Source organism: Streptomyces sp. NPDC091412 (genome assembly GCF_044756885.1).
Taxonomy (GTDB): Bacteria; Actinomycetota; Actinomycetes; order Streptomycetales; family Streptomycetaceae; genus Streptomyces.
The window spans coordinates 1-24,023 of the sequence record NZ_JBIVTV010000011.1 but is presented as its reverse complement, the minus strand read 5'-3'; the positions used below and the strand labels follow the sequence as shown (position 1 = coordinate 24,023).

Below are 24,023 nucleotides of genomic sequence, written 5' to 3'. Positions count from 1 at the left end.
CGAGCCGAGTCGCGGGGGGGGCGCGCCGCGCGGCCGCCCCCCCCCCCCCCCGGGGGGGCCCCCCCCCCCCCCGGGGGCGGGGGGGGGGGGGGGGGGGGGGGCGCCCCGCGCCCGCCCCCCCCGCGCCCCCCCCCCCCCCCCCGCCACCGGTCACCGGATCGGAGTCCCCCTCCTCGTTACTGAAGTCATGGGGCCGTTCCCGGGAATCGAGCACGTCCGGAAGGGCCGGGCCCCGGTGATCAATGGTTCCTGGTAGCGGTTGAGCAGGACGAGCGGGGGTTCTACGGAGCTCTTGCCGAAGTCGCGGTATGCGTACTTCGCAAGTCGCCCCTCGACTTCTTGGGTTTCCACCTGGTCGGCGAGGTATGGCATGGCGGCTTCCCTTGGTTCAGCCAGTTGATCAGCTTGTGGGTTGCGTTCAGTTCGTTGTGGCGGTGGTGTGGTGCGGTCGGTTGTGTATCAGAAGGGCTGAGGCGAGGGCCGCGCACAGGAACACGCCGGCGATGACGGTCATGCCGGCGTGGACGCCGGAGGCGAAGGCATCGCCGACCGCGGCCGTCACGTTCGGGGATGCCGCTCGGTGGCCGCTGCTGCCGGTGGAGACGGCGTGCTCGACGGCGGGCCAGGCTGCTCGGGGGACGTGGTAGGCGTCCAGCCGGTCCGGCAGTTGGGACTGAAGGCGGCTGGCGAGGAGTGCGCCGAGGAGGGAGGAACCGGTGACGGATCCGATCTGGCGGAAGGCGTTGACGGCTCCGGAGGCCATGCCGGCGTGTTCATGGGAGACGCTGACCAGGGCGGCGGCGGTGCTCGGCGCGGCCACCATCCCGCTTGCGGCCCCGAAGAGCGCGAACAGCCACCACACCCGGGCATAAGGGGTGGTCGGATCCAGCGTGGTGAGTCCGGCCGTGGCGGCGGCTCCGATGAGGAAGCCCAGGGTCAGCGGGAGCTTGAAGCCGGTGCGGCGGATCACGCGTCCGGTCGCGTAGCTGACGATGACGTAGACGCCGAAGCAGGCCAGCAACCGCCATCCCACGTCCAGTGCGGACAGGTGCTGGACGCGCTCGTAGAAGAGCACCGACAGGATGGCCAGGCCGGTGAAGCCGAACAGGGAGACGGCCGCGACGAACATGACGGCGCTGAAGGACGCCGACCGGAACAGGGTGATGTCCAGCATGGGTGTGCGGCCCGCGCGCTCGACGAGGACGAAACCGGTCAGGGCCGCGGCCGAGATGACCCAGGCGACGAGGATCCGCGGGCTGGTGTAGCCGTCGTGTCCGCCTTCGATGAGGGCGTAGACGAGGGCGGCGACGCCCAGGACGGCCAGGACCTGGCCGGGGATGTCGAGCTTGCCCTCGGGGCCGCGCGATTCGGCGACGAAGACGGCGGCGGCCATGGTGACCACGGCGAGGACGGCGGTCGACAGGAAGACCGTGTTCCAGTGGAAGTGGTCCAGGAGTGTGCCCGCGATCAGAGGGCCGACGGCGAGTCCGATGCCGGAGGAAGCCGCCCATTTGGTGACGACTTCTGCGCGCCGGTGGGGGTCGGGGAAGGTGGCTCCCAGGACGGCCAGACTGTTGGGCAGGATGAGAGCGCCGCCGAGGCCGGAGATGAGCTGGCCCGCGATGACGCCTCCGGTTGAACCCGCGGCGTAGACGGTGAGCGACCCGATGATCATGATCGCGGCGCCGATGAGGAAAGTGCGCTTGCGGCCGAAGAGGTTGCCGATGGTGCCCGCGGACATCACCAGACTGGCCACGGCCAGGGTGTACGCGGAGGGTATCCAGACCAGGCCGGTCGGGGAGACGTGCAGGTCGTCCTGGATGGCCGACAGCGCCGACACCGATGCGGTGATCAGCAGAAAGGTCGTCATGGCGCCCAGGCACATCGCGATGAGCGTGACGGTGGCGGCGCGCCGGGAGGGCTGGTTCGGGGAGGGCCGGACACCGGTTAGCCGGTCGGCCGGCCTGAGCCGGCCCGGGGCGGGGGAAGGAGCGGAAGTCACGGTGTTCTCGTCTCACCCGCGCTGCGGGTACAGGGCGGCGACGCCACCGGCGAGGTCGGCCTGTACCTGGCGGCTGAGGTCGTCGACGACGACCTCAGCCGCCCCGGAGGCAATGCCGTCGACGGCCGCGCGGGCGACGTCCGCCGGGGCGGTCTTGGGCCCCTTGACATGGCGGGCCATGTCGGTGTCCATGTAGCCGACGTGGAGTCCGGACACAGTGATGCCCCGGGGCGCGAGCTGCTGGCGAACCGCGTTGGTCAGGCTCCACTCCGCGGACTTGGCGGCGGCGTAGGCGCCGACGGTGGGAAAGCTGATCCACGACAGCACGGACAGGATGTTGAGGATGGCGCCTCCGCCCTGGGACTCGATCACGGGGGCGAAGGCCCGGATCATGCCGAGGGTGCCCAGGTAGTGGGTCTCGATCTCCAGACGGACGGCGTCCCAGCTGCCGGTCAGCAGATCGGCGCCCGTGGAACTGCCCGCGTTGTTGATCAGCACCGTGATGTCACCGGCCTCCTCGACAGCCGCGGCGACGGAGGCGGGGTCGGTGACGTCGAGCCGTATCGCTTTCACGCCGGGCAGATCGATCTGGTCCGGTCGGCGGGCCGCCCCGTACACCGTGGCACCACGCGCGACCAGTTCCTGGGCGAGTGCCCTGCCGAGCCCGCGGTTGGCCCCGGTGACCAGGACGGTTGCTGTGCTGATGTCCATGATTTCTCCCTCGGGATGCGCACATCCCAGCTGACTTACGACTACAGAAGCCAGCCCTGACGCTATAGGCTAACTTTGCGCGAGGCAAGTCAGGTGGAGGGTGGAGAGATGAAGGACCTGCTGAAGGAACGGGACGCCTGGTCCATGGCCAACTGCTCAATCGCCAGGACTCTGGAGATCGCCGGCAACAGGACAGCGCTGCTGATCATGCGCGAGGCGTTCTTCGGCACACGCCGGTTCGACGACTTCGCCAAGCGCGTGGGCATCGGCGAACCCGCCGCCTCGGCGCGCCTGAAGGAACTGACCGCCGCCGGCCTCCTGGAACGCGTCCCCTACCAGGAACCCGGCCAGCGGACCCGGTACGCCTATCAACTCACCGAGAAGGGGCGGGACTTCCTGCCCGTCCTCGTGGCGCTGCGGCAGTGGGGCGACACCTGGGCCGCGGACGAACAAGGGCCCCCCGTGGTCGTACGCCACGAGAATTGCGGCGCCCCGGTGCACGCGGTGCTCCGCTGCGACGACGGCCACGACGTGCCGATCGGGGGCTCGTTCGTCGACGCCGGCCCGGGTCTCATCCGCGTCAGCCCGGACAGCTCCTGAACCCAGCGGCGGCCGAAAAACAGGCAGGGCGATCCCGCCGAGCGATCGCCGGCCGGCACGCCACACCGACCCAGACGCCCCCGAGGAGCTGCCGTCATGTCCGAAACATCGGAGAAGTGCCTGATCACCGGCGCGACCGACACAACAGGAGCGGGAATGCACAGGTCACGTACGTTCGGCTGGGAAGACCCTGCCATTGCCGCCGACGCCGTCCCTCACCACAGCGGCCTCGACTTCCTCCGCGAGATCCTGGCCGGGCGCCTGCCCGCCCCGCCGATCGCCGCCACCCTGGGCTTCACTCTGGAGGAGGCCGAGCACGGCCGGGCGGTCTTCGTCCTGGTGCCGGGCGAGGAGCACTACAACCCGATCGGCAGCGTCCACGGCGGCGTCTACGCCACGCTCCTCGACTCGGCGGCCGGCTGCGCGGTGCAGTCCGTGCTGCCCCAGGGCATGGGATACACCTCGATCGACCTGACCTTGAAATTCCTGCGCCCGATCACCGTCGACACCGGAAAGATCCGCGCCATCGGCACCGTCCTCAACAGCGGCCGCCGTACCGCCCTCGCCCAGGCGGAGCTCCGCGACTCCGACGACCGGCTCCTGGCCCACGCCACCAGCAGCTGCATGCTCTTCCCGGTCGCGGGCCGCTGACCACCATGCGCGGCGCGAGGGAGAGGACCTGCAAAACTGGCTGACACGTCCCGGCCGCATCGGCCAGGTGTTCTCCCCTTGCTGCCGGCGCCCTTTGGCCGAGCCTTCGCCGAGGACGGGTTGAGGCTCGACCTGGTCACCCCCCACGTCCACGAGTACACGGCCGCGCACCGCGACGGCTCGTTGACCTGCACAGGACTCGATGAAGTGCACCGTGACAGTCGCCGTCGCGCTGACCGAGGACCTGCCCCCGATGGGCTGGGCCCCAGACCTGCTTACCAGGGCCGTGGGACGCGGCAGGCGCCCGTGTCTTCTCGGAGGCGGGGTTTCCGGCGGTGGCGGTGCCCAGCGCGGGTGTCGCCGCCTCGCTCGGCTACGAGGACGGGCAGATGTCCGCGGTCTCCCGGATCGTGCGAAGCCGGGACACGCCCAGGAGAGCGGCTACCGCCAGCCGTCGGACACGCGGCCGTCCTCGGCCGAGGTCAGGCTGCCTGAGGTGCCGTGGTCGGCGACTGGGAGCCGAGGACGTCATCGCCGCACAGGTCCTGCACCCAGGTGGTCTGGTAGACGGTCTCCAGGTACCGCTCACCCAGATCCGGGGCGATGGCCACAGCGGTCAGCTCCCGTCCCTCCTGTCGAGCCAGCCAGGCCATCGCTCCGCTGACCACCGTCCCGGTGGAACCCCCGAACAGAAACCCGCGCCTGGCCAGCCGGTGACAGGCCCGGATGGTGTCGGCCTCTTCGACGCGCACCACATCGTCGACATAGGACTCGTCCAGCAGCGGGGGACGCATGCTGGTGCCCAACCCGGGAATCATCCGGCGACCGGGGACGCCTCCGAAGGTCACCGAGCCGATGGGGTCGATGGCCACGACGCGTACCGGCCGGTGCCACGTGCGGAAGTAGCGCGCGCACCCCATCAGGGTCCCGGTGGTGCCGGCCCCGACGAACAGCACGTCCAGGTCCGGGAATTGCCGGGCGATGGCCGGGGCGGTCCGTTGGTAGTGGGCCATGCTGTTGCTGGGGTTGGCGTACTGGTTGAGCCACACATAGCGCTTGTCGCAGGCGCACAGCGCCTGGACGTGATCGATGCGCGCGCCGAGGAGCCCGCCGACGGGGTCGGGCTCGGTGATGACGTGGACCTGGCTGCCCAGGGCCTCCATCATCATCCTGGTCGCCAGGTTGCAGCGGGAGTCGGTCACGCACAGAAACCGGTATCCCTTGTTGGCCGCGATCACGCTCAGGGCCACGCCCAGGTTGCCCGAGGATGACTCGACCAGAACCGAGTCCGGCGTCAGCAGTCCGTCGCGTTCGGCGGTCTCGACCATTTCGATGGCGGCCTTGAGCTTGATCGAGCCGGTGAAATTGAATCCCTCGCACTTGAGGAACAACGGGTACTCGAAGATTCCCTCAAGGTCGATGTAGAGATCGTCCTCGTTGAAGGCCTGCGGGGTGGATATGACAGGCATGTCGTCTCCTCGCGATTACAGGAGGGCTCCCTGCAGCCGATCCGTCTCTGTGCCGTACAGGGAGAAATTCGGTGGCGAGCGGTGACTCGCCGGAATGCCTCCAGTGCGCCCAAATCGGAGCAGTCCTGTCATGCCACCGAAATTCGGGACTTGACACGCGCCCTGTGCGCGCATACGCGGCGCGACGGGGTCCGGTTGTTGTGGCACCGGGATCAATGGCCGCCTTCCAAGCCCGATCGCCATCGGTTGGCGCGCTGTGTCCTGCCCCGCAGTCCCTACCTGTAAAGCGCCGTACGGGACGGTGGCGTGCGATGCAATTGCCGGGCGATTCACCCGTGGATTGGCCGGGTGCCGTGCAGCGCGGTCGCGAGCAGCGCGACGTGCGCAGAGACCAAGGGGCCACAGTGCGGCGAGCATAAAGTGGCTCACTATCAATACCGGACTTCGATGTCAAGTCCCGAAATTCAGGGGCAGGACAGGAACTCTCCGGACGGGCCTACTGAAGAGGCGGGCGTCACGAATCCGTACACACTGAGGAAACGCCCTCGAGGAGTTCTCGTGCTAGACAAAATGACGGACGCGATTGCGGCTGATCCGGCTGACACCTCGACCTTCCAGGACGACGGGGCGGCCGGTTCGGCGACGGGCATCGAGAGGCGTCTGGCTGAGGTGCTGGCCGGCGTCGTACGTCTGGAGCAGGTGCCGCCCCACAGTCACTTCTTCAACGACCTGGGCGCAGATTCCCTGGTGATGGCGCAGTTCTGTGCGCGGGTGAGGAAGCGGGAGGACCTGCCGGCGGTGTCGATGAAGGACATCTACCGGTATCCCACCATCCGGAGTCTGGCCGTCGCGCTCTCCGACGCCGTGCCTGCTCCCGTCCCGTCCCCGCATTCGCTCGTGGAGGCGTCGGCACCGGCGCAGACACCGGCCACGCAGACACCGGCCACGTGGACACCAGCCGGTGCAAGGGCTCCGGCCGCCACAGTGCGATACATCTCCTGCGGAATGCTGCAGGCCCTGTTCTTCCTGGGCTATTCCCTGCTTACCGCCTTCGCCGCCGCCGCAAGCTACGCGTGGATCTCCGCAGGCTCGGGTCTGTTCGACCTCTACCTGCGGTCGGCTCTGTGCGCCGGCGTGGGTTTCCTGGGGCTGTGCGCCTTCCCGATCGTGGCGAAATGGATACTCATCGGCCGCTGGCGAGCAGGCGAGTTCCCCCTGTGGGGCATGGCGTATCTGCGCTTCTGGGTCGTCAAGACCCTGATCCGCACAAGTCCCCTGCGGCTGTTCATCGGCTCACCGCTTTACGTGCTCTACCTCAGGGCGCTCGGCGCGCGGATCGGCACAGGCGTCACGATCCTCACCCGCACGAGCCCAGTCTGCGCCGACCTGCTCACCGTCGGTGACGGTACGGTCATCCGCAAGGACGTGCTGCTGTCCTGCTACCGCGCCCACGGCGGGCTGATCCAGACCGGTCGGGTCACGCTCGGCAGCAATGTGCTCATCGGCGAGCACACGGTCCTCGACATCGGAACCGAGATGGGCGACGGCGCCCAGCTGGGCCACGCCTCCTCCCTGCACGGCGGCCAGGTGGTGCCCGCCGGCGAACGCTGGCACGGCTCGCCGGCGCAGCCGGCCGACGTGGACTACGGGCGGGTCGGGCCAGCCGACTGCCCCACCCGCAAGAGGGCCGCGTACGGTGTGCTGCAACTGCTGAGTCTGCTGGTGATATGGCTGCCGCTGACGATGGGCGCTGCGAGCGCCCTGCTGGTCGGCGTCCCGCTGCTTCACCCGCTTCTGAACCCCCGGTCGGTGGCCAGCCCGGCGTTCTTCGTCGATGCCCTGATCATCTCCTCGACGGTGCTCTGCGGCTCGACACTCGCCGGCCTCCTGGTCCTGGGCACCGTGCCGCGTGTCCTCAACAGGGCCATCGAGCCCGGCAAGGTCTATCCGTTGTACGGCTTCCACTACGGCATCCAGCGGGTGATCGCGCTGATGACCAACAGGAAGTTCTTCACCACGCTCTTCGGCGACAGCTCCGGCATCGTCCACTACCTGCGTTACCTCGGATACGACCTGTCCCGCATCGAGCAGACCGGGTCGAACTTCGGCACCGAGGTACAGCACGACAACCCGTACCTGAGCTCTGTCGGCACCGGCACCATGATCGCCGACGGTCTGTCCCTCATGAACGCTGACTTCTCCAGCACGTCCTTTTGCGTGTCCCGTGCGTCGATCGGGCCCCGGAACTTCCTCGGGAACCGCGTCGCCTACCCCTCGCAGGGCAAGACAGGCGACAACTGCCTGCTCGCCACGAAAGTCATGGTCCCCACCGATGGTCCGGTGCGTGAAGGCGTGGGCCTGCTGGGCTCACCCAGCTTCGAGATACCGCGCACAGTGCTGCGGGACAACAGGTTCAACCACCTGCGGACCGGCGATGAGCTGCGCCGCCGCCTGGCCGCCAAGAACAGGCACAATGCCGCAACCGCCGGCCTGTATCTGTTGGCGAGGTGGAGCCACCTCTTCGTGATCACCCTGGTCACCATGGGCGCGGCCAACCTCTATCCCTCGCTCGGTGCACCGGCGATCGCCCTGGCCACCGTCCTCACCTTCACGTACACCGTCGTCCACTTCGCGCTGATCGAACGGGCCTCCACCGGCTTCAAAGCGCAGCAGCCGCTGTACTGCTCGATCCATGAGCCCGGCTTCTGGCACCACGAACGCTTTTGGAAGTTGGCGTCGGTCGACTACATCCAGGTCTTCAACGGCACCCCCTTCAAGAACGTCGTCTGGCGGCTTTTGGGGGCCCGGATCGGCAAACGGGTCTTCGACGACGGCTGCTTCCTCCCGGAGCGCACCCTCGTCACCATCGGCGACGACAGCACGCTCAACGCCGGGACCGTGATCCAGTGCCACTCACAGGAGGACGGCGCCTTCAAGTCCGACCGCAGCGCCATCGGCAGCGGTTGCACCCTCGGGGTCGGCGCCTTCGTCCACTACGGCGTGACGATCGGCGACGGCGCCGTGCTTGCCGCTGACTCCTTCCTCATGAAGGGCGAGGAAATCCCCCCGCACGCCCAGTGGGCGGGCAACCCGGCCCAGGACATGCCGGGCAGCGAAATCCCCCTCGAGGACCACCCGGAAGCCGACGCCACCCACGCCGCCCGACCCCATGGCAACTGACACCGCGACACCAGGCACAAGGACAGGAAACGAACCGATGGCAACGCACCCGAACCCCACCCGAAACGGTCTGGAGTATTGGCGCGACGTACTGACGACCGGCGGATTCACCCCCGTCCCACGCTGGACCCTCCACCCGGTGCCCGGCGTGAGCCAGTACGAGACACACGTCCCCGAAGGCATCGTCACCGGGCTGTGCCGGCTGGCCAACGAACTGGCGATACCGCTTGACTCGGTTCTGCTGGCGACGCACGCCAAGGTGCTCGCGGCGCTGTCCGCCGAGCAGCAGATCACCACCGGCTACGTCACCCACGCCGGCAACCTGCTGCCCTGCCGGCTCACCACCGCACCCGCCTCATGGAGGGAACTGCTGCACACCACCCACCAGGCGACCGCTGAACTGCTGACGCACCAGGATGTTCCGGCCTCGGACATCGACCATCTCAAGCGCGAACTGGGCCTGATCGGGCCGTTGTTCGAGACCGTTCTCGATCCCACCACGATCGACGGGGACCTCACCGGGGACACTGCGCTGCGGGTGGGCATGCGGCCCCACAACGGCCGACTCGTGCTGCGACTGCGTTACCGCACCGACACACTCGACGCCGACAGCGCCGCCCGCATCGCGGGCTATCACGTGACCGCGCTTGCGCTGATCACCGCCGACCCCGATGCGGAACACGCGCGTCAGAGTCTGCTGTCCGATGAGGAACTGCGCTTCCAGCTCGACCGACTGGCCGGACCGAAAAGGGAGTTGCCGAGCGCGAGTGTTCATGAACTGTTCGAGGACCGGGTGCGGTTGCACCCGGATGCCGTCGCCGCCGTTCACGCCGACGGGGAGTGGACCTATGCGGAGCTCAACGCCCGGGCAAACCGGCTGGCCCGCGCCCTCGCAGGCCGCGGACTCGCCCCCGAGGATGCCGTCGCGGTGGTGACCGGACGTAACCTGGACTGGCTCGCCGCCGTCCTCGCGGTCTTCAAATCCGGAGGCGCCTACCTCCCCATCGAGCCGCACTTCCCGGCCGAACGCATCGCTGCCATCCTCTCCCGCGCCGACTGCACCCTGGTGCTGACCGAACCCGGCAGCACCACCACCCTCGACCAGGCACTCGAGTCCCGGCCCGGCACCGAGAGGCTCTTCGTCGAGGCGGCCTACGAAGAAACCCACGCAGACGACGATCTCGGCATCCACGTCACGCCCGACCAACTGGCGTACATCTACTTCACCTCCGGCTCGACCGGTGAGCCGAAAGGCGCGATGTGCGAACACGCCGGCCTGCTCAACCACCTCTACGCCAAGATCGACGACCTCCGGATCGGCGAGGGGCAGGTGGTCGCCCAGACCGCGCCTCAGTGCTTCGACATCTCTCTGTGGCAGTTGCTGAGCGCCCTGCTGACCGGTGGGCGAACCCTGCTGGTCGAACAGGACGCCATCCTCGACGTCCCCCGATTCCTCGACACCGTCACCGACGGCAGGGCCACCGTCCTGCAGCTCGTGCCCTCCTACCTCGAAGCCGTCCTGGCCGAGCTCGAACAGCGCCCCCGGGCGCTGCCCGACCTGCGATACCTGTCGGTCACCGGGGAGGCACTGAAGAAGGAGATCGCCGAGCGCTGGTTCACCGCTCAGCCCCGAATCGCGCTGGTCAACGCCTACGGGCTCACCGAGACCTCGGACGACACCAATCACGACGTCATGCACCGAGCGCCGGAACGCATCCTGCTCGGCCGCCCGGTCAACAACGTGCACATCTACGTCGTTGACGAACACCTCGCACCAGTGCCACTGGGCGCCCCGGGCGTGATCGCGTTCTCCGGGGTCTGTGTCGGCCGTGGATACATCAACGATCCCGAACGCACGCGAGCGGCCTACCTGGCCGATCCGCAACGCGCCGGCGCACGGCTCTATCTCGGCGGCGACTACGGGCGCTGGCATCCTTCGGGGAAACTGGAGTTCCTCGGCCGCCGCGACGCCCAGGTCAAGATCCGCGGGTTCCGGATCGAGATCGGCGAGATCGAGAACGCGCTACTCCGCCTTCCTGGTATTCGCGACGGCGCGGTGGTGGTGGCCGAACGCGCCGATCAGAGCAAGCATCTGGTCGCCTTCTACTCCGCCGTGAAGCCCGTCGACCCCGGGACCCTCAACGACCTGCTGGGTGCGTCTCTGCCCACCTACATGGTCCCGGCGGCCTTCCACTGGCGCGCGAGCCTGCCGCTGACCGCCAACAGCAAGATCGACAAGAAGGCACTGACGGCGCTCGCCACACAACTCGCCACCGGCGAGGACGATCACGAGGCGCCGGCCACACCGACCGAGCAGCGGTTGGCGGCCGCCTGGGGGCACGTCCTCGGCGTGCCCCAGGACCACATCGGACGCCGCGACCACTTCTTCGACCGCGGCGGCACCTCCCTCTCGGCGGTGAAACTCGCCGTGGCCCTGGACCGCGCCGTGACCCTCAAAGACGTCATCGCACACCCGGTCCTCACTGACCTCGCTGCCCTGGTCGACAACCGACGCGAGCGCCGCACGACCGGACCAATGACCTCTCTTTGAACCACATCGAAAGGAACAGCACCATGTCATACCCGACACCGGTATCCCTCCACAACGTGGAGCTGCATCCCGGCAAACCCCCGATCCTGCACGTGGACACCGCCGATGACGCACCCGCCTGGGCAGCGGAACACCACCGCGCACTGCGCACCCTGGTCACCGAACACGGCGCGGTCCTCATCCGCGGCCTGCATCTGCGCGACGCGGAGCGGGCCGGCGACGCCCTCCACCGCCTGGCCCCGGCCCTGATGGCCGACAAGGAATCCTTCGCCCCCCGCCGGACCTACACACCGGGCGTGTACTCCTCCTCCGCATGGCCGCCGAACCAGCCGATGTGCATGCACCACGAACTCAGCTACACACTCCGGCCCCCTGGCCTCATGCTGTTCGCGTGTCTGACCGCACCCACGACCGGCGGAGCCACCGCCATCGCCGACGCCGCCACCGTCCTGGAAGCACTGCCCAGCGATCTGGTCCACCGCTTCGAACAAGAAGGCTGGCTGCTCTCCCGCACCTACAACGACGAGATCGGCGTCCCCTACGGCGAGGCCTTCGGCACCGATGACCGCAGGGCCATCGAGGACCACTGCCGCACAGCCGGTATCGAATTCGACTGGCAACCCGACGGCAGCCTGCGCACCCGCCAGCGCCGCCCCGCCGTGACGGCCCACCCGGTCACCGGCCGCCGCTGCTGGTTCAACCAGATCGCCTTCCTCAACGAATGGACGATCGATCCCGAGATCCGCGATTACCTCATCGACGTCCACGGCGCCGAGTCGCTGCCGTTCAACACCCGCTTCGGGGGCGGCGACACCATCGGCCCGGACATCATCCAGCTCCTCAACGACACCTACGCCGCTCACACCGCCCGCGAACCGTGGCGGGCAGGCGACCTCATGCTCGTCGACAATGTGCGCACCGCACACAGCAGGGAGGCTTTCCAAGGACCACGTGAGGTGCTTGTCGCCATGGCTGAGCCGCTGAGCCCGGTCCCGGTCCCGTGCCCGCCGACCGGCGAGATGAGCGCCGGATGACCACCGTCCGTTCCACGGCAATGGAGCCCGTCATGTCCCAGCCGCACACCGTGCCCCCGTTCGCAGTGATCTCCGGCGCCCAGGTCCAGCACGTCCTGCACGACAGGGAAGCGCAGATCGTGGACCTCATCGAGGCCACCTACCGGCTGCACGCAGCAGGGGAGTCGGTCAATCCTCCCTCCTACTTCCTACGCTTTCCCGACCGACCCACCTCCCGGATCATCGCGCTGCCCGCCTCGATCGGCGGACAGGCGCAGGTGGACGGCCTCAAATGGATCTCCAGCTTCCCCGACAACGTCCAGGCCGGCATCCCCAGGGCGTCCGCCGTCCTGATCCTCAACGATCACGACACCGGCTACCCCTTCGCCTGTCTGGAAAGCTCCATCATCAGCGCCACCAGAACTGCCGCATCCGCAGCGCTGGCCGCCGACCGCCTCACCCGCAACCGGCAACGCCCCACCCGCATCGGGTTCTTCGGTACGGGCCTGATCGCCCGCTACATCCACACGTTCCTGACTGCCGTGGGCTGGTCCTTCGACGAGATCGGTGTCCACGACCTGTCCCACCGCAGCGCAGCGGGATTCCGCGACTACCTCCAACAGACCGGCGGCGCCGCACGGATCGCCGCACATGGCAGCCCCGAGGACCTCGTCCGTTCCAGCGACCTCGTCGTGTTCGCCACCGTTGCGGCCGAGCCACACGTCAGCGACCCGGCCTGGTTCCACCACAACCCACTGGTTCTGCACGTGTCCCTGCGCGACCTGGCGCCGGAGATCATCCTCGCCTCGACCAACATCGTCGACGACGTCGAACACTGCCTCAAAGCCGGCACCTCCCCGCACCTGGCCGAACAGCTCACCGGCAACCGCGACTTCCTGCACGGCACACTCGCCGACGTCATGAGCGGACGAGTAACGCCCCCCACCGGCCGGCCTGTGGTCTTCTCGCCGTTCGGCCTCGGAGTACTCGACCTCGCTGTCGGCAAATACGTCTACGACGAGACGGCCCGCTCCGGAGAGCTCAACGTGATCGAGGGCTTCTTCCACGACCTGCGCCAGCACGGTTGACCGGCCCACAGCACCCCGTGGGTCCGCCGGGACGAATGGCCCTGTCCGGCTCGAGTACGTGGATCAGGCAAGGCAGCAGGAGGGCCTGTTCTGAGTCCGGATCACCATGTGGGTGTGGGAAGCTGTTGTCTTTCCGGAGGTTAGGACTCCGTTTTTGCTGGTGGGGCATAGGGAGCGATCTGGTGGGAGCGACGGCTTGTCATGTCGTCGCTGCCTGTGGGGGTCGTGGATGCCGTCGGTGGTCGGTGGCGCAAACCGGTTCTCCAATTGGTCATCAGCCCGTATGGCCAGGTAGGCGTCCCGGGTGCCGACGCCGACCAGCGGGATGCGCAACTCGTTGCCCAGGAACCGCAGCAGGTTCAAGAACTCCCGGCTTCTGCCGGAGCGGCGTCTCGGTGCGGCCCTGCCGGTCCCGTCGGGCCTTACGGGTGGCCACCGCGGCGGCATCGGTGATCTGGCGCATCTGCGCGGCCATGGCGAACAGCGCGTCCTCGTCCACCTCGGCGCGGCCGAGCTCACGCAGCCGTGTGACGGCCGCCTTCTGCTCCCACGTGCTGATCGGGGGCCGCGACAGCGTCCGGTAGGGCACCTCCAGATAGTCGGTGCCGTCCGGATCCAGGGCCCAGATCCGGCTGATATCCCGCGGATCACGACGCAGGACGAACCGGTCGAGCTCTTCGCGGCGGCCGATCCACGGCTTCAGCACGTCGCTGTAGTACTGCACGTAGTCGATCACGAACCCCGACCGGGACAAGGCCCGGCGGACCACCGGCAGGAAGTCCACCAGTAAGGCGGTCTCATTGGTCACGGTCACCAACGCGGCCCCGGTGACCTTCTCCGCCCAGACCCCGGCCGGCGTGCGACCCAGGGTCTCGTGCGCCTGGCCGTGGTAGCAGGCCACCGCCAGCGCCGGCCACCGCCGAAGCTCCCGCACGGTCAGCACGGCCGCCCTGTCGCTGTCGTAGGCGCCGCGCTCCGCGGTGCTGGAGAGCGTGGTGCCCGACAGCTCGTGCACCAACTCCGTCATCGTGCCGATCAGCCGCTCGATAATCCCGCCGAAGTGCGGCAGGCCCGGCGGCCGGTACGGCAATCCGATACCGTGCTGCTCGCAACCCCGGCGCAGGGCCTCGCACTTGAACTCGGCGGCGTTGTCCACGTACAGCTCACCCGGCTTGCCGCTCATCGGCAGACTGCCTCCGCCCCCAACCGCTCCAGCCACGGCCGCTTGTCGCAGGCTGCGTGCGCCAGGCACAGCCCGACCGAGGTTGCCGACGGCGCCTCCAGCGTCACCACCAGGCCCACCACGCACCGGCTCGCCACATCGATCGCCACCGTCAAATACCGTCGGCCGATCGGCATCCGGTGCTGCTCGTCAACCACGATCACATCCACCGGCGTGTGGTCGACCTGGACCTGCTCCAGCAGATCGGTGACCGCGGGCGGCACGCCATCGGCCGACCGCAGGCCGCCTCGCTTCCCTCTCGCGCGGCAGTGGAGGAGACCGGCTCCAGCTGGGCGATCCGCCGCACCACCGTCCCCCGCGAGGGAGCCCGCAGGCCCCGAGCCCGGCACTGGCTCGTGAACTCCCGGCGAATGGCCGCCACACTTCGGCGCTGCCGGGTCAGGTACCGCCTGCGCAGCACCTCCGTAACGATCGCCTCGGCCTCGTCCGGCAGCCGCCCGCCCCCGCAGCCGCCGCTGGAACGGCCCGGCAGTAGATCCGACTCCAGCCCCTCACCCACGTGCCAACGCTCAAGTAGCACATACACCTGACGCCGGGATATCCCCAGCATCGCGGCGGCCTCGTCCGCGTCCGCCAGCCCCACCCTGGCCTTCGCGGTCAGAGGCCCGATCACCTCGGCCTGCCGTACCGCGGTATCCCACACCTCGTCCTGCGCGGTCAGCACCCCGCGCTCGACCACCAGTCCCTCCGCCACGTGGGCCCCTGCGCAACGCGCACACGACTACGGACCAACTCGACCGTAGTGCAGGCGACTTCGTGACATGGGAGAGTGCACAGTTCCCTGCGCTCCGCGATGAAACCCCAGATCATCCGTGCACGCGACCATAGACATTCACAGCGTGTCGACGTCCAAGCACCGTTGTTCAAGAACCGAGAAGGTTGTTGAACAGGCGAGCCTTGGCGCCCCGGGCTGTCGTGTGGGGCGAGCCCTGTCCGACGACCTGGCGCCCTGGTTCACTGCGGCGGCCGGCGGCTCAGAGCTCGGTGAACTGGCGCTGTGAAAGACCGTACTGCTGCGCTATGGGGTTCCACAGGGCGGCAGCCTTCTTCTTGGCGAGGGTTGCCTGCTCGCTGGCCGCGTTGCCCTGGTCGGGGGTGTTCGCCGCGTGGCCGTTATGGCAGCCATTGGTGCCGGCCGTCTGGTCGGCCCAGGCGGCGTAGTGGTTGTCGGCGGCGGCGGACGCCTTCCAGGCCGTGGTGAGCTGGGACACCAGGTCGCCGTGGTTGGGTAGTTTGTCGAAGGTGAGCCGCGAGAGCTTGGTGACCAGGTCGTCGCGCTGGCTCGCGGCGGTGCGCAGGGCGGTCGCCGCATCAGCGAGGTTGCTGCACTGCTTGATGGAGGCGACCGCGTCGATCACCGTTGTGCGGCTGTTGTTGCTCGACTGCAGCAGCGCGTCGAGCGACTTCGCTTGGGCCTGCGCGGTGTCCGTCCCGGACTGGCCGTTGCCCGAGGTGGCGGAGGCGTCGGCGGCCGGCTGCTGGTCGTTGCCGTTGTCGCCGCCGACGCTGAGCGCGGTGGTCACGACGATGCCGATCAGAGCGAGGCCGGCCACGCCGATGCCGAGGAGCGCGCCCAGCGACAGGCGCCGGCCTCCGGCGGGGGCCGGATCGGCGTACCCGGCGTCGAAGCCGGCGCTGCCCGGGCGGCCGCCGTCGTCGCTGTAGCTGGACTTTTGCGGGGGCTGCTGCAGCGTCGGCAGGGCGGTGGTCGGTGCGCTGTCCGTGGAGCCGTCGTACCCGTATCCGACGGCGCCGAGCGCGGCCGTTGCGGCGACCGGCCGGCCGTCGAGGTACGCCTCGATGTCCGCGCGCATCTCGTCGGCGGACTGGTAGCGGTGGCCAGGGTCCTTGGCCAGCGCCTTCAGGACGATCGCGTCCACCTCGGGAGGGATCTCAGGGCGGAAGACGCTCGGCGGTTGCGGAGCCTCGCGTACGTGCTGGTAGGCGACGGCGACCGGGGAGTCGCCGATGAAGGGAGGCCGAACGGTGAAGAGTTCGTAGAGCAGGCAGCCGGTGGAGTACAGGTCGGAGCGGGCGTCAACGGTCTCGCCCTTCGCTTGTTCCGGCGAGAGGTACTGCGCGGTGCCGATCACCGCGGCCGTCTGCGTCATCGTCATGCCGGAGTCCCCCATCGCGCGCGCGATGCCGAAGTCCATCACCTTCACCTGGCCGGTGCGGGTGAGCATCACGTTGGCGGGCTTGATGTCCCGGTGGACGATGCCGTTGCGGTGCGAGTACTCCAGTGCCTGGAGGATGCCGACGGTCATCTCCATGGCGCGCTCGGGCAGCAGGTTGCGACCGCTGTGCAGCAGATCGCGCAGGGTCGAGCCGTCCACGTATTCCATGACGATGTACGGGATCAAGACGCCGTCGACGAAGTCCTCGCCGGTGTCGTGGACCCCGCAGATCGCGGGATGATTGAGCGAGGCGGCTGACTGGGCCTCCCTGCGAAACCGGGCTTGGAACGACGGATCGCGGGCGAGGTCCGCCCGCAGCGTCTTCACCGCGACGGAGCGGTCCAGGCGGATGTCATGGGCGAAATGGACCTCGGCCATGCCACCACGGCCGAGTATCGTGCCCAGCTCGTACCGCCCGCCTTGGCGACGCGGTTCTTCCATGGTGAGTCCCCCTGCCTCTCCCCTTTTCGGAGCCTCCCGGAGCCCGAACTGTCGGCACTGGGTTCGGGGAGGCGATGAAGCCCTCGCCAGCCGCTCGACGTGCGGTGACCGCAATGGCGATTGCGTGATCTTACAGGTCGTTTCAAAGTGAGATTCACCAGGCTTTGCGCCCAGGCGTTGAGCTGGCCGCGGGAGGCGCTGGCTATCCGGGAGGGCCCTATGCTCGCGTAGACAACGACCTGATGTGGCCGGACCCACCACCTCGACCTCGGCAGCAGGTCGGCCGCCGACATCCTCACAGCTGTCTTCCACGCCATCCCCGACGGCGTAGAGCGGATCCATATCACGGCCGGCGACCTCTGGCACCGCAACGCAGACCGATACCCCTACCTGCGCGACGCGGTCGCCGCCTGGCTGAACGCCCCCACACCGGGCTGGCACACCGACACCGGCCGCGGCCGCGACCGGATGACCGGACACTTCGTCCACGCCCGCAACCCCGTCGGCCGCTACCAGCGCGAGAACGGCGACAGCCACGTGGAGATTCGCTCGGTGGGGGAGTGGTTCGACACCGACGAAGACACCCCCGCCACCATCCGCGACCCCTTCGTCCTGCTCTGGCAGGCCCTGCGCCACCACTGGCTCGAAGCCGTCCTGATGGGATCTCCCTCCCAGACCTGCCGTGACCTGTGGACCCGCACCATCCCCACCCGCGGCCAGTACGCCGACGGCTTCCCTGTCCTGTCGCAGGAGCTGCGCGGCCTGCTGCACGCCACCGCAGGGCAAGGCCGCAACGAACTCATCATCCCGCCCCGAGTCCCAGAGCAACTGCCCCAACTTGTCGAGTACGACCGCACCTTCGCCTACGCCAAACACACCTGGAAGTCCCCGGTCGGCACCCCCCCGCATCACCGCCGCCACGTTCGCCGCCTGGTCGGACAAGGAACAGATCCGCGCCCCGTACGGGTGCGGGCACTGGCAGGTGCGCGTGACGGTCCCCGACACCTGGAACCACGTCGGCCTCCTCCCAGCACCCGCCCCCGGAGACCGCGCCTGGCACTACCCGGCCACACCCGGAGCCACCTTCACCACCTGGGCCGGCGGCCCCGAAATCCACACCGCCCTGCCCAACCCGATCCAGCCATGGAAGATCGAAATCCTCGACGGCATCCTGTGGGACGACGGCAAACCCCTTGACGACTGGGCCAAGAAACTCAAAGAAACCTGGACCAACCTCTCCGCTCAGGCCCACTTCCAGGGCAACCCCCAGCAGGCGAGGGCCGCCCACCTCGCCTCCCGCGCCGTCCGCTCCATCCTCCTGTACAGCGTGATTGGAGGTATGCCGGTCGAGCCTGGCCAGTGGATCGTCCAGGTCGGAGGCGGTGAACTTCCAATCGAACGGCTGTGCCGTGGCGTTGTAGCGGTCTTCGAAGGCTCGGAGCCGATCCCCGGCCCGGGCACGGTCGGTGAAGTCGTTGGGTGAGACAAGACACCATCCTGCCCACGGGCACCTTCGTCGGCAGCCCCGAGGACGCCCTGGATGGTGCCTGCGGCCTTTACCTCGTCGCCTTCGGCATCCGACACAGCGACAGACAGCCTGCCGGCTCCGGGGTCAACCCCCGAATGACTGCCAAAGCCAACGACTTGGTTAGTGGCGGCTGAGATAGGTGAGGACTGCGAGGACGCGGCGGTGGCCGCTGTCGGCCGGCGAGAGGCCGAGCTTGGCGAAGATGTTGCCGATGTGTTTGTGGACGGCGTTCTCGGTGATGACGAGCCGGGCCGCGATCGTGGCGTTGTCCTTTCCTTCGGCCATCAGGGCGAGAACTTCGCGTTCGCGTGGCGTGAGGGCGGCAATCGGGTCGTGGGCGTGACGGGTGAGGAGCTGCCTGATCACCTCGGGGTCCATGACGGTACCGCCGGCGGCGACCCTCCGCAGCGCGTCGATGAACTCGCTCACCCGGCTCACCCGGTCCTTGAGAAGGTAGCCGATGCCGCCGCGTCCATCGGAGATCAGCTCGCCGGCGTACTGCTGCTCGACGTATTGGGAGAGGACGAGCACGGGCAGGCCGGGGTGCTGGCGGCGGGCGTGGATGGCGGCGTGGATGCCCTCGTCGCGGAAGGTTGGCGGCAGCCGTACGTCGACGATGGTGACGTCCGGTCGGTGTTCGGTGACGGCAGCGACGAAGCCGGGGGCGTCCTGGGTGATCGCGGCGACGTGAAAGCCCTTGGCGGTCAGCAGGAGTTCCAGCCCATTGGACAGCAGGACGTTGTCCTCGGCGATCACGACCCGCATGCCAGCCTCACAGTGATCGTGGTCGGGCCGCCGCTGGGGCTGTGGATGTGGACGGTGCCGTCGAGCGCCAGGACACGGTGGCGGATTCCGGCGATGCCGGTACCCAGCGTCTCGTCGGCGCCGCCGGCTCCGTCGTCGGTGACCTCGATCGACAGCCGGTCACCGTCGCGTGCGACGCGGACGGCGGTCCGGGTGGCCCGGCTGTGCTTGGCCGCATTGGTGAGCGCCTCGGTGATCGTGAAGTAGGCCACGGCCTCGACCGCGGCGGGGATCGTGCCGAGATCGCCGATATCGAGGGTGGTGTCGATCGCCGATCGGCTCCCCAGCGCGGCCAGCGCCCCGGCGAGGCCGCGATCGGCGAGGACCGGCGGGTAGATCGTCCGGATCACCACACGAAGCTCCGCCATGGCCTCCTCGGTACTCTCATGCGCTTCCTCCAAGAGTCTGGCCACCGTCTGGGGGTCCTCGCTCAGCGACTCACGGGCCAGGCCCAGCCGCATCGCGATGGCCACCAGCCGGGCCTGGGTGCCGTCGTGCAGGTCACGTTCGATCCGGCGGAGTTCCGCGCCGTGCGCGTTCATGGCGTCGGCCCGCGTCTCGGTCAGCGTCTCCACACGCTGCGCCAACCTCTCGGTGGCCGAGGGGGACAGCAACGCAACACAGATCCGGGCGTGTAGGCGCGCCAGCAGTGGAACCAGCCAGTAGGTCAGGGCCGCGAAGATGACGGCTTGTGCGGTCCCCAGGGTCAACGCGGTGCCCCAGCCGGACAGTGGAACACCGGCGGCGAAGCCGCCCGCGCGGGTGCCGGCGGGCAACGCCCACCACAAGGGCACCGTGATGGCCGTGGCCACCGCGTTACCTGCGCACAGCACCGCGACGAGCCCGAACACCAGACTGGTCACGATGCATGTGCACAGCCACCCGAGAACACGCCACGTACCGAGACGGACGGGACCAGAAGGCGGAGAAAGCAGCAGCCGGTCGGCGCGGCGACGATGCCAGGACGCCCAAGCGCGAGCCATCATCGGGACGATGAGTACGGGTAGCGCGAACAGGGCGACCACAGCGGTGAACAGGCTTTCCAGTAGATAACCCAGACCGCGCCACATCGCCGAAAGCCGACTGGCCCCATGGTGGTTCATTCGCACAAGTCTGAGCCATGGCGACCGAGCCTGGCACTACAGCCCGCTACCCCTTGTTCCCACTGGTGAGCTGTATCGTCCGCTTCCCCTACCAGACCTAGCGTCAACGCCCATGACGAGTGCACCGATTCATTCACCACGGCGGCGCGGGGGATCCCTCCGACGAAACCTGGCCCTGGCCGCCATCGTGGCCGGAACCCTTTCCACCAGTTGTACGTCCGGCGCGGGGGCCGCCAAACAGCACGACGACCAGGCCCAGCTTCGGCGCGACGCCGACGCGATCACCGCACTCGGTGTGACGGGAGTGCAGGCCCGTCTGGTCACCCCTGACGGCCGGAACCTGACCGCCACCAGCGGCGTCGCCGACCTGACGGCCCGGCGGCCGGTCCCCTCGAACGGCTACTTCCGGACAGCCAGCGTCACCAAGGCGTTCGTGGCCACCGTGATCCTGCAACTCGCTGGCGAAGGCAAGCTCTCCCTGAACGACACGGTCGAGCGATGGCTGCCCGGCGTGGTGTCCGGAAACGGCAATGACGGCCGCGCGATCACCATCCGTCAACTGCTCCAGCACACCAGCGGTCTTCACGACGACTACCCCGACTACACCTCGGCGAAGAACTTCTACCAGCACCGATACGACACCTACACCCCCGAGCAGACCGTAGGCCGAGCGATGCGTCACCGGCCGGACTTCCAGCCCGGCAAGGACTGGAAGTACTCCAACACCGGCTACGTCCTGCTCGGCGTGATCATCCAGCGGGTCACCGGACACCCCTGGCATCAGGAGGTACAGGATCGGATCGTCCGGCCGCTCGGCCTCAAGCACACCTTCTGGCCGGGTACTTCGCCCAAGCTGCCCCAGCCACACGCTGAGACCTACCAAAGGTTCAAGCCCGGCGAAGCGCCCGTGGACGTCACCGAGCAGGTCGGCTCGGGCACCAATGGAGAGGCCGGGCTCGTCTCCACCACCGCCGATATCAACCGATTCTTCCGCGCATTGCTCGGCGGCCGGCTCCTGCCCCCGGCGCAGCTGACGCAGATGAAACAGACCAGCCCAGTCAGCAAGGAGTTCGAGCAGCTCATGTCGGGCGTCCGTGATGGGCTGGGACTCTTCTCGCGCCCACTGTCGTGCGGCGGCACGTACTGGGGCCACGAGGGCGGCGATTCCGGGTGGATCACCGCCGACGGTGTCACCGCCGACGGCCGGCGCAGCGTCACAGTCTCGTTGTCGGGCGTGTTCGCCCAATCGGCGGACGACGTCCTGCACGTGGTACAGGCCGAAAGCAAGCTGGTCGACGACGCCCTGTGCGCGACTCCGAACGCCGACCATCAGCGGCGTTGAGGTCCTCCGCATGGAGCGGGTACGGGACATCTGCGCGCCGGACGGTCCGGAAGCAGGAAGGCCGGGCGGCGACGGCGGCGTTCGCACTCCCGCAGCGGATCCGGCGTCATCTTGACTACATCGCCTGGCTGGTCGATAGATACAACACCGGCTCCGGAGTCAACCCTCGAAGGGCTTCCGGAGCCAACCACTTAGTGGTCGTCCCGTTTGGCTTTCCATGTGACGTGATGGGCGTCTGTGACTGTCGTGGCAGGCAGGTTTACATGCCGCGCTCAGGCCCGCTCCAGGGCTCTGGCCGTTCGTCTGCGGTCATCGGAAGACGGCGCAGTTGTACCGGGCCGGGATAGAAGGCTGAGGTGTTGGGGCCGGCCATGTCTTCGCCGACGAGGTAGCGGTAGAGCCATTCGGCGAAGCTCATCTCGTACTGTGCCCAACCGCCTTCGCCGTCTTCGACCAGGATCCTGGAGAGCATGCCGTCCGCAGCCATGAGGAACAGGGTTTCGCCTCGGTCGGTGCTGGCGATCGGCCACAGTCCGTTGCGGGTACCGAAGCTCAACTCCGTGAGTCCGAAGAGCAAGCGTGGATCCTCGTCCGGGTCAAGGTCCTCCCAGGAAACCTCGGACCAGGCACGGGCCGTGTCCCGTATCCAGTCGCCCAGATTCCAGCGTGTGGTCGCGGGGTGGGGCAAGGACAGGTGGCCGTTGAGCTGGATGGGAGCGTACGCGTCCACGAGGGTCTGGTAGTCGGTCGGCAGCCGGATGCCGAGTTCTGCGTGGAGGCGGTCCCAGGCGGATGGGTTCGCGTAGCGGTTCTGGGCCTGGCCGAGCATTGCCATGACTGCGGGCAAATAATCGGTCATGACGTTCCTCGCTGTTGTGTCGCCTTTGCAGCAGGATCATCCCAGCTCGGAGGTCACACTGGTCAGGCTGTCAGCCTGCGATAGCAGATCAGAGCCGCGGCGATGCCGGCGAATGCCAGGAAATGGTCGGCCTTGCGCTCGTAGCGGCGATGCAGGCGGCGGCACCCGGACAGCCATGCCACGGTGCGCTCCACGGTCCAACGGTGCTGGCCAAGGCGCTGGGAGGACTTAATGCCCCGGCGCGCGATGCGCGGTGTGATGTTGCGGGAGCGGAGCCATTTCCGCAGCCGGTCGAAGTCGTAGCCCTTGTCGCCATGCAGCTTGGCCGGTCGACGACGGCGCGGCCCACGACGAGATCGGATGGGTGGGATGCCCCGCACCAGGGACTCCAGCCCTTGGCTGTCGTGGGTGTTCGCAGCCGAGATTCCGATGGAGAGGGGCAGACCGGCCCTCTCGGTGATCAAGTGGATCTTTGATCCCTTCTTCCCACGATCTACGGGATTCGGACCCGTCAGGTCCCCCCTTTGAGGGCCCTCATGTTCACCGAGTCGATCGCGCACCGCGACCAGTCCAGTCCGCCCCGTGCGCCGAGCTCGTCCAGGACCAGGCGGTGCAGCTTGCCCCACACTCGAGCTCTGCTCCACTCGGTGAAACGACGGTGCGCGGTCGACCCGGACGGCCCGAAGCCCGACGGCAGCTGCCGCCACGTGCAACCGGTCTTGGCCACGAACACGATGGCAGCCAACACCTGTCGGTCCCCGTAACGACGTCGCCCTCCGCCTTGCCGCCGCACCGGTGCCGCCGGAACCACGCGCTGGAACAACTCCCACAACGCGTCCGGCACCAGCCGCTCTACCATGGCCATCACGACGGTCAGCCTAGTTCTCAAGCCAGTTGAGACGACCTCTTAGAGGTCGTTTCCTCCCGTTGTTTCATCCTGGAATCTGCGGTTGGTGTGGCTTTGTGGGGTCGCGCCACGAGATGGTGTTCTCGCCGGTGAGCCTGCGGGCCATGAGGTCGGTCATCGCAAGGTGGATCATGGCTTCGGAGCGTGCGGGGAGGCTTTCATAGTCGCGGGCCAGGCGGCGGTGGAGCATGAGCCAGCCGTAGGTCCGCTCGATCGTCCAGCGTTTCGGGATCGGCGTGAACCCCCTGGTCCCGGGGGCGCGTTGGGCAATTTCCAGGTCGATGCCGAGGGTGGCGGCGTGTTCGACGAAGTGTTTGCGGTAGCCGCCGTCGACCCAGACCTTGCGGATGGTGG

17 protein-coding genes and 5 pseudogenes are annotated in these 24,023 nt (G+C 68.2%); 9 read left to right on the top strand and 13 right to left on the bottom strand.

Features of this window, described 5'->3' with window-relative positions; translation table 11 throughout:
* Positions 1-418: 418 nt before the first annotated feature.
* Both ACIQMV_RS24560 and ACIQMV_RS24555 read right to left on the bottom strand, forming a co-directional pair.
* Complete coding sequence (locus ACIQMV_RS24560; protein ID WP_402595551.1) at positions 419-2,002, bottom strand: MFS transporter; 1,584 nt, start codon at positions 2,000-2,002, stop codon at positions 419-421.
* A 12-nt stretch (positions 2,003-2,014) separates the two neighbouring features.
* A complete protein-coding gene (locus ACIQMV_RS24555; protein ID WP_402595549.1) occupies positions 2,015-2,713 on the bottom strand; it encodes an SDR family oxidoreductase in 699 nt (232 codons plus the stop codon).
* A 108-nt stretch (positions 2,714-2,821) separates the two neighbouring features.
* Here ACIQMV_RS24555 and ACIQMV_RS24550 point away from each other — a divergent pair, with 108 nt between their 5' ends.
* The 3 genes and pseudogenes from ACIQMV_RS24550 to ACIQMV_RS24540 form a co-directional block, all read left to right on the top strand.
* The gene (locus tag ACIQMV_RS24550; RefSeq protein WP_401782822.1) at positions 2,822-3,313 is read left to right on the top strand and encodes a winged helix-turn-helix transcriptional regulator; all 492 of its coding nucleotides are present in this window, start codon (positions 2,822-2,824) and stop codon (positions 3,311-3,313) included.
* 156 nt (positions 3,314-3,469) lie between these two features.
* Positions 3,470-3,964: a PaaI family thioesterase gene (locus ACIQMV_RS24545; protein ID WP_402595822.1), complete on the top strand. Its 495-nt coding sequence runs from the start codon at positions 3,470-3,472 to the stop codon at positions 3,962-3,964.
* 275 nt (positions 3,965-4,239) lie between these two features.
* Positions 4,240-4,395, top strand: a pseudogene (locus ACIQMV_RS24540) (isocitrate lyase/phosphoenolpyruvate mutase family protein); the annotation flags it as partial.
* Positions 4,396-4,446: 51 nt separating this feature from the next.
* Here ACIQMV_RS24540 and sbnA read toward each other — a convergent pair.
* A complete protein-coding gene (gene sbnA / locus ACIQMV_RS24535; protein ID WP_402595547.1) occupies positions 4,447-5,433 on the bottom strand; it encodes a 2,3-diaminopropionate biosynthesis protein SbnA in 987 nt (328 codons plus the stop codon).
* Between the two features lie 570 nt (positions 5,434-6,003).
* Here sbnA and ACIQMV_RS24530 point away from each other — a divergent pair.
* The 4 genes from ACIQMV_RS24530 to sbnB are packed head-to-tail and all read left to right on the top strand — an operon-like array spanning position 6,004 to position 13,265.
* Positions 6,004-8,613, top strand: a complete 2,610-nt coding sequence (locus tag ACIQMV_RS24530; RefSeq protein WP_402595545.1) for a Pls/PosA family non-ribosomal peptide synthetase — start codon at positions 6,004-6,006, stop codon at positions 8,611-8,613.
* 37 nt (positions 8,614-8,650) lie between these two features.
* Positions 8,651-11,164, top strand: coding sequence for an amino acid adenylation domain-containing protein (locus ACIQMV_RS24525; RefSeq protein ID WP_402595543.1), 2,514 nt, complete (start codon positions 8,651-8,653; stop codon positions 11,162-11,164).
* 23 nt (positions 11,165-11,187) lie between these two features.
* Entirely contained in the window at positions 11,188-12,198 is a 1,011-nt protein-coding gene (locus tag ACIQMV_RS24520; RefSeq protein WP_402595541.1) for a TauD/TfdA family dioxygenase, read from the top strand.
* The gene (gene sbnB / locus ACIQMV_RS24515; RefSeq protein ID WP_402595539.1) at positions 12,195-13,265 is read left to right on the top strand and encodes a 2,3-diaminopropionate biosynthesis protein SbnB; all 1,071 of its coding nucleotides are present in this window, start codon (positions 12,195-12,197) and stop codon (positions 13,263-13,265) included. The genes ACIQMV_RS24520 and sbnB overlap by 4 nt, the downstream gene beginning before the upstream one ends.
* Positions 13,266-13,511: 246 nt before the next feature.
* On the opposite strand, the pseudogene ACIQMV_RS24510 reads toward sbnB, so the two are convergent.
* From ACIQMV_RS24510 to pknB, 5 genes and pseudogenes are all read right to left on the bottom strand, one after another.
* Positions 13,512-13,637: pseudogene (locus ACIQMV_RS24510) on the bottom strand (TniB family NTP-binding protein); the annotation flags it as partial.
* A gap of 280 nt (positions 13,638-13,917) precedes the next feature.
* Positions 13,918-14,292: pseudogene (locus tag ACIQMV_RS24505) on the bottom strand (transposase); the annotation flags it as partial.
* Positions 14,293-14,444: 152 nt separating this feature from the next.
* Positions 14,445-14,657 (bottom strand): hypothetical protein, encoded by a 213-nt coding sequence (locus ACIQMV_RS24500; RefSeq protein WP_402595537.1) that lies wholly within the window; start codon positions 14,655-14,657, stop codon positions 14,445-14,447.
* Complete coding sequence (locus tag ACIQMV_RS24495) at positions 14,648-15,202, bottom strand: hypothetical protein (protein ID WP_402595535.1); 555 nt, start codon at positions 15,200-15,202, stop codon at positions 14,648-14,650. The genes ACIQMV_RS24500 and ACIQMV_RS24495 overlap by 10 nt, the downstream gene beginning before the upstream one ends.
* A gap of 790 nt (positions 15,203-15,992) precedes the next feature.
* Positions 15,993-17,126 (bottom strand): annotated as a pseudogene (pknB, locus tag ACIQMV_RS24490) (Stk1 family PASTA domain-containing Ser/Thr kinase); the annotation flags it as partial.
* Positions 17,127-17,375: 249 nt separating this feature from the next.
* On the opposite strand from pknB, the pseudogene ACIQMV_RS24485 reads away from it, so the two are divergent.
* Positions 17,376-18,456, top strand: a pseudogene (locus tag ACIQMV_RS24485) (hypothetical protein); the annotation flags it as partial.
* A 318-nt stretch (positions 18,457-18,774) separates the two neighbouring features.
* On the opposite strand, the gene ACIQMV_RS24480 reads toward ACIQMV_RS24485, so the two are convergent.
* Both ACIQMV_RS24480 and ACIQMV_RS24475 read right to left on the bottom strand, forming a co-directional pair.
* Complete coding sequence (locus tag ACIQMV_RS24480) at positions 18,775-19,419, bottom strand: LuxR C-terminal-related transcriptional regulator (protein WP_384180630.1); 645 nt, start codon at positions 19,417-19,419, stop codon at positions 18,775-18,777.
* Positions 19,407-20,561 carry a histidine kinase gene (locus ACIQMV_RS24475; RefSeq protein WP_402595532.1) on the bottom strand — a complete coding sequence of 385 codons (1,155 nt, stop codon included), beginning with the start codon at positions 20,559-20,561 and terminating at the stop codon, positions 19,407-19,409. Before ACIQMV_RS24475 ends, ACIQMV_RS24480 begins: the two co-directional genes overlap by 13 nt.
* A 187-nt stretch (positions 20,562-20,748) precedes the next feature.
* Between ACIQMV_RS24475 and ACIQMV_RS24470 the strand changes: the two genes are divergently transcribed.
* Positions 20,749-21,903, top strand: coding sequence for a serine hydrolase domain-containing protein (locus ACIQMV_RS24470; protein ID WP_402595531.1), 1,155 nt, complete (start codon positions 20,749-20,751; stop codon positions 21,901-21,903).
* Positions 21,904-22,162: 259 nt separating this feature from the next.
* Here the strand turns inward: ACIQMV_RS24470 and ACIQMV_RS24465 are convergent, their stop codons facing one another.
* The 3 genes from ACIQMV_RS24465 to ACIQMV_RS24455 form a co-directional block, all read right to left on the bottom strand.
* The gene (locus ACIQMV_RS24465) at positions 22,163-22,762 is read right to left on the bottom strand and encodes an SMI1/KNR4 family protein (protein WP_402595529.1); all 600 of its coding nucleotides are present in this window, start codon (positions 22,760-22,762) and stop codon (positions 22,163-22,165) included.
* 62 nt (positions 22,763-22,824) lie between these two features.
* A protein-coding gene (locus ACIQMV_RS24460; RefSeq protein ID WP_402595820.1) for an IS5 family transposase occupies positions 22,825-23,621 on the bottom strand; the annotation gives its coding sequence in 2 pieces (ribosomal slippage) (positions 22,825-23,283 and positions 23,286-23,621; 795 coding nt in all).
* Between the two features lie 73 nt (positions 23,622-23,694).
* Positions 23,695-24,023 (bottom strand): transposase (locus tag ACIQMV_RS24455; protein ID WP_402595527.1); only part of this gene is annotated, 329 nt, incomplete at its 5' end.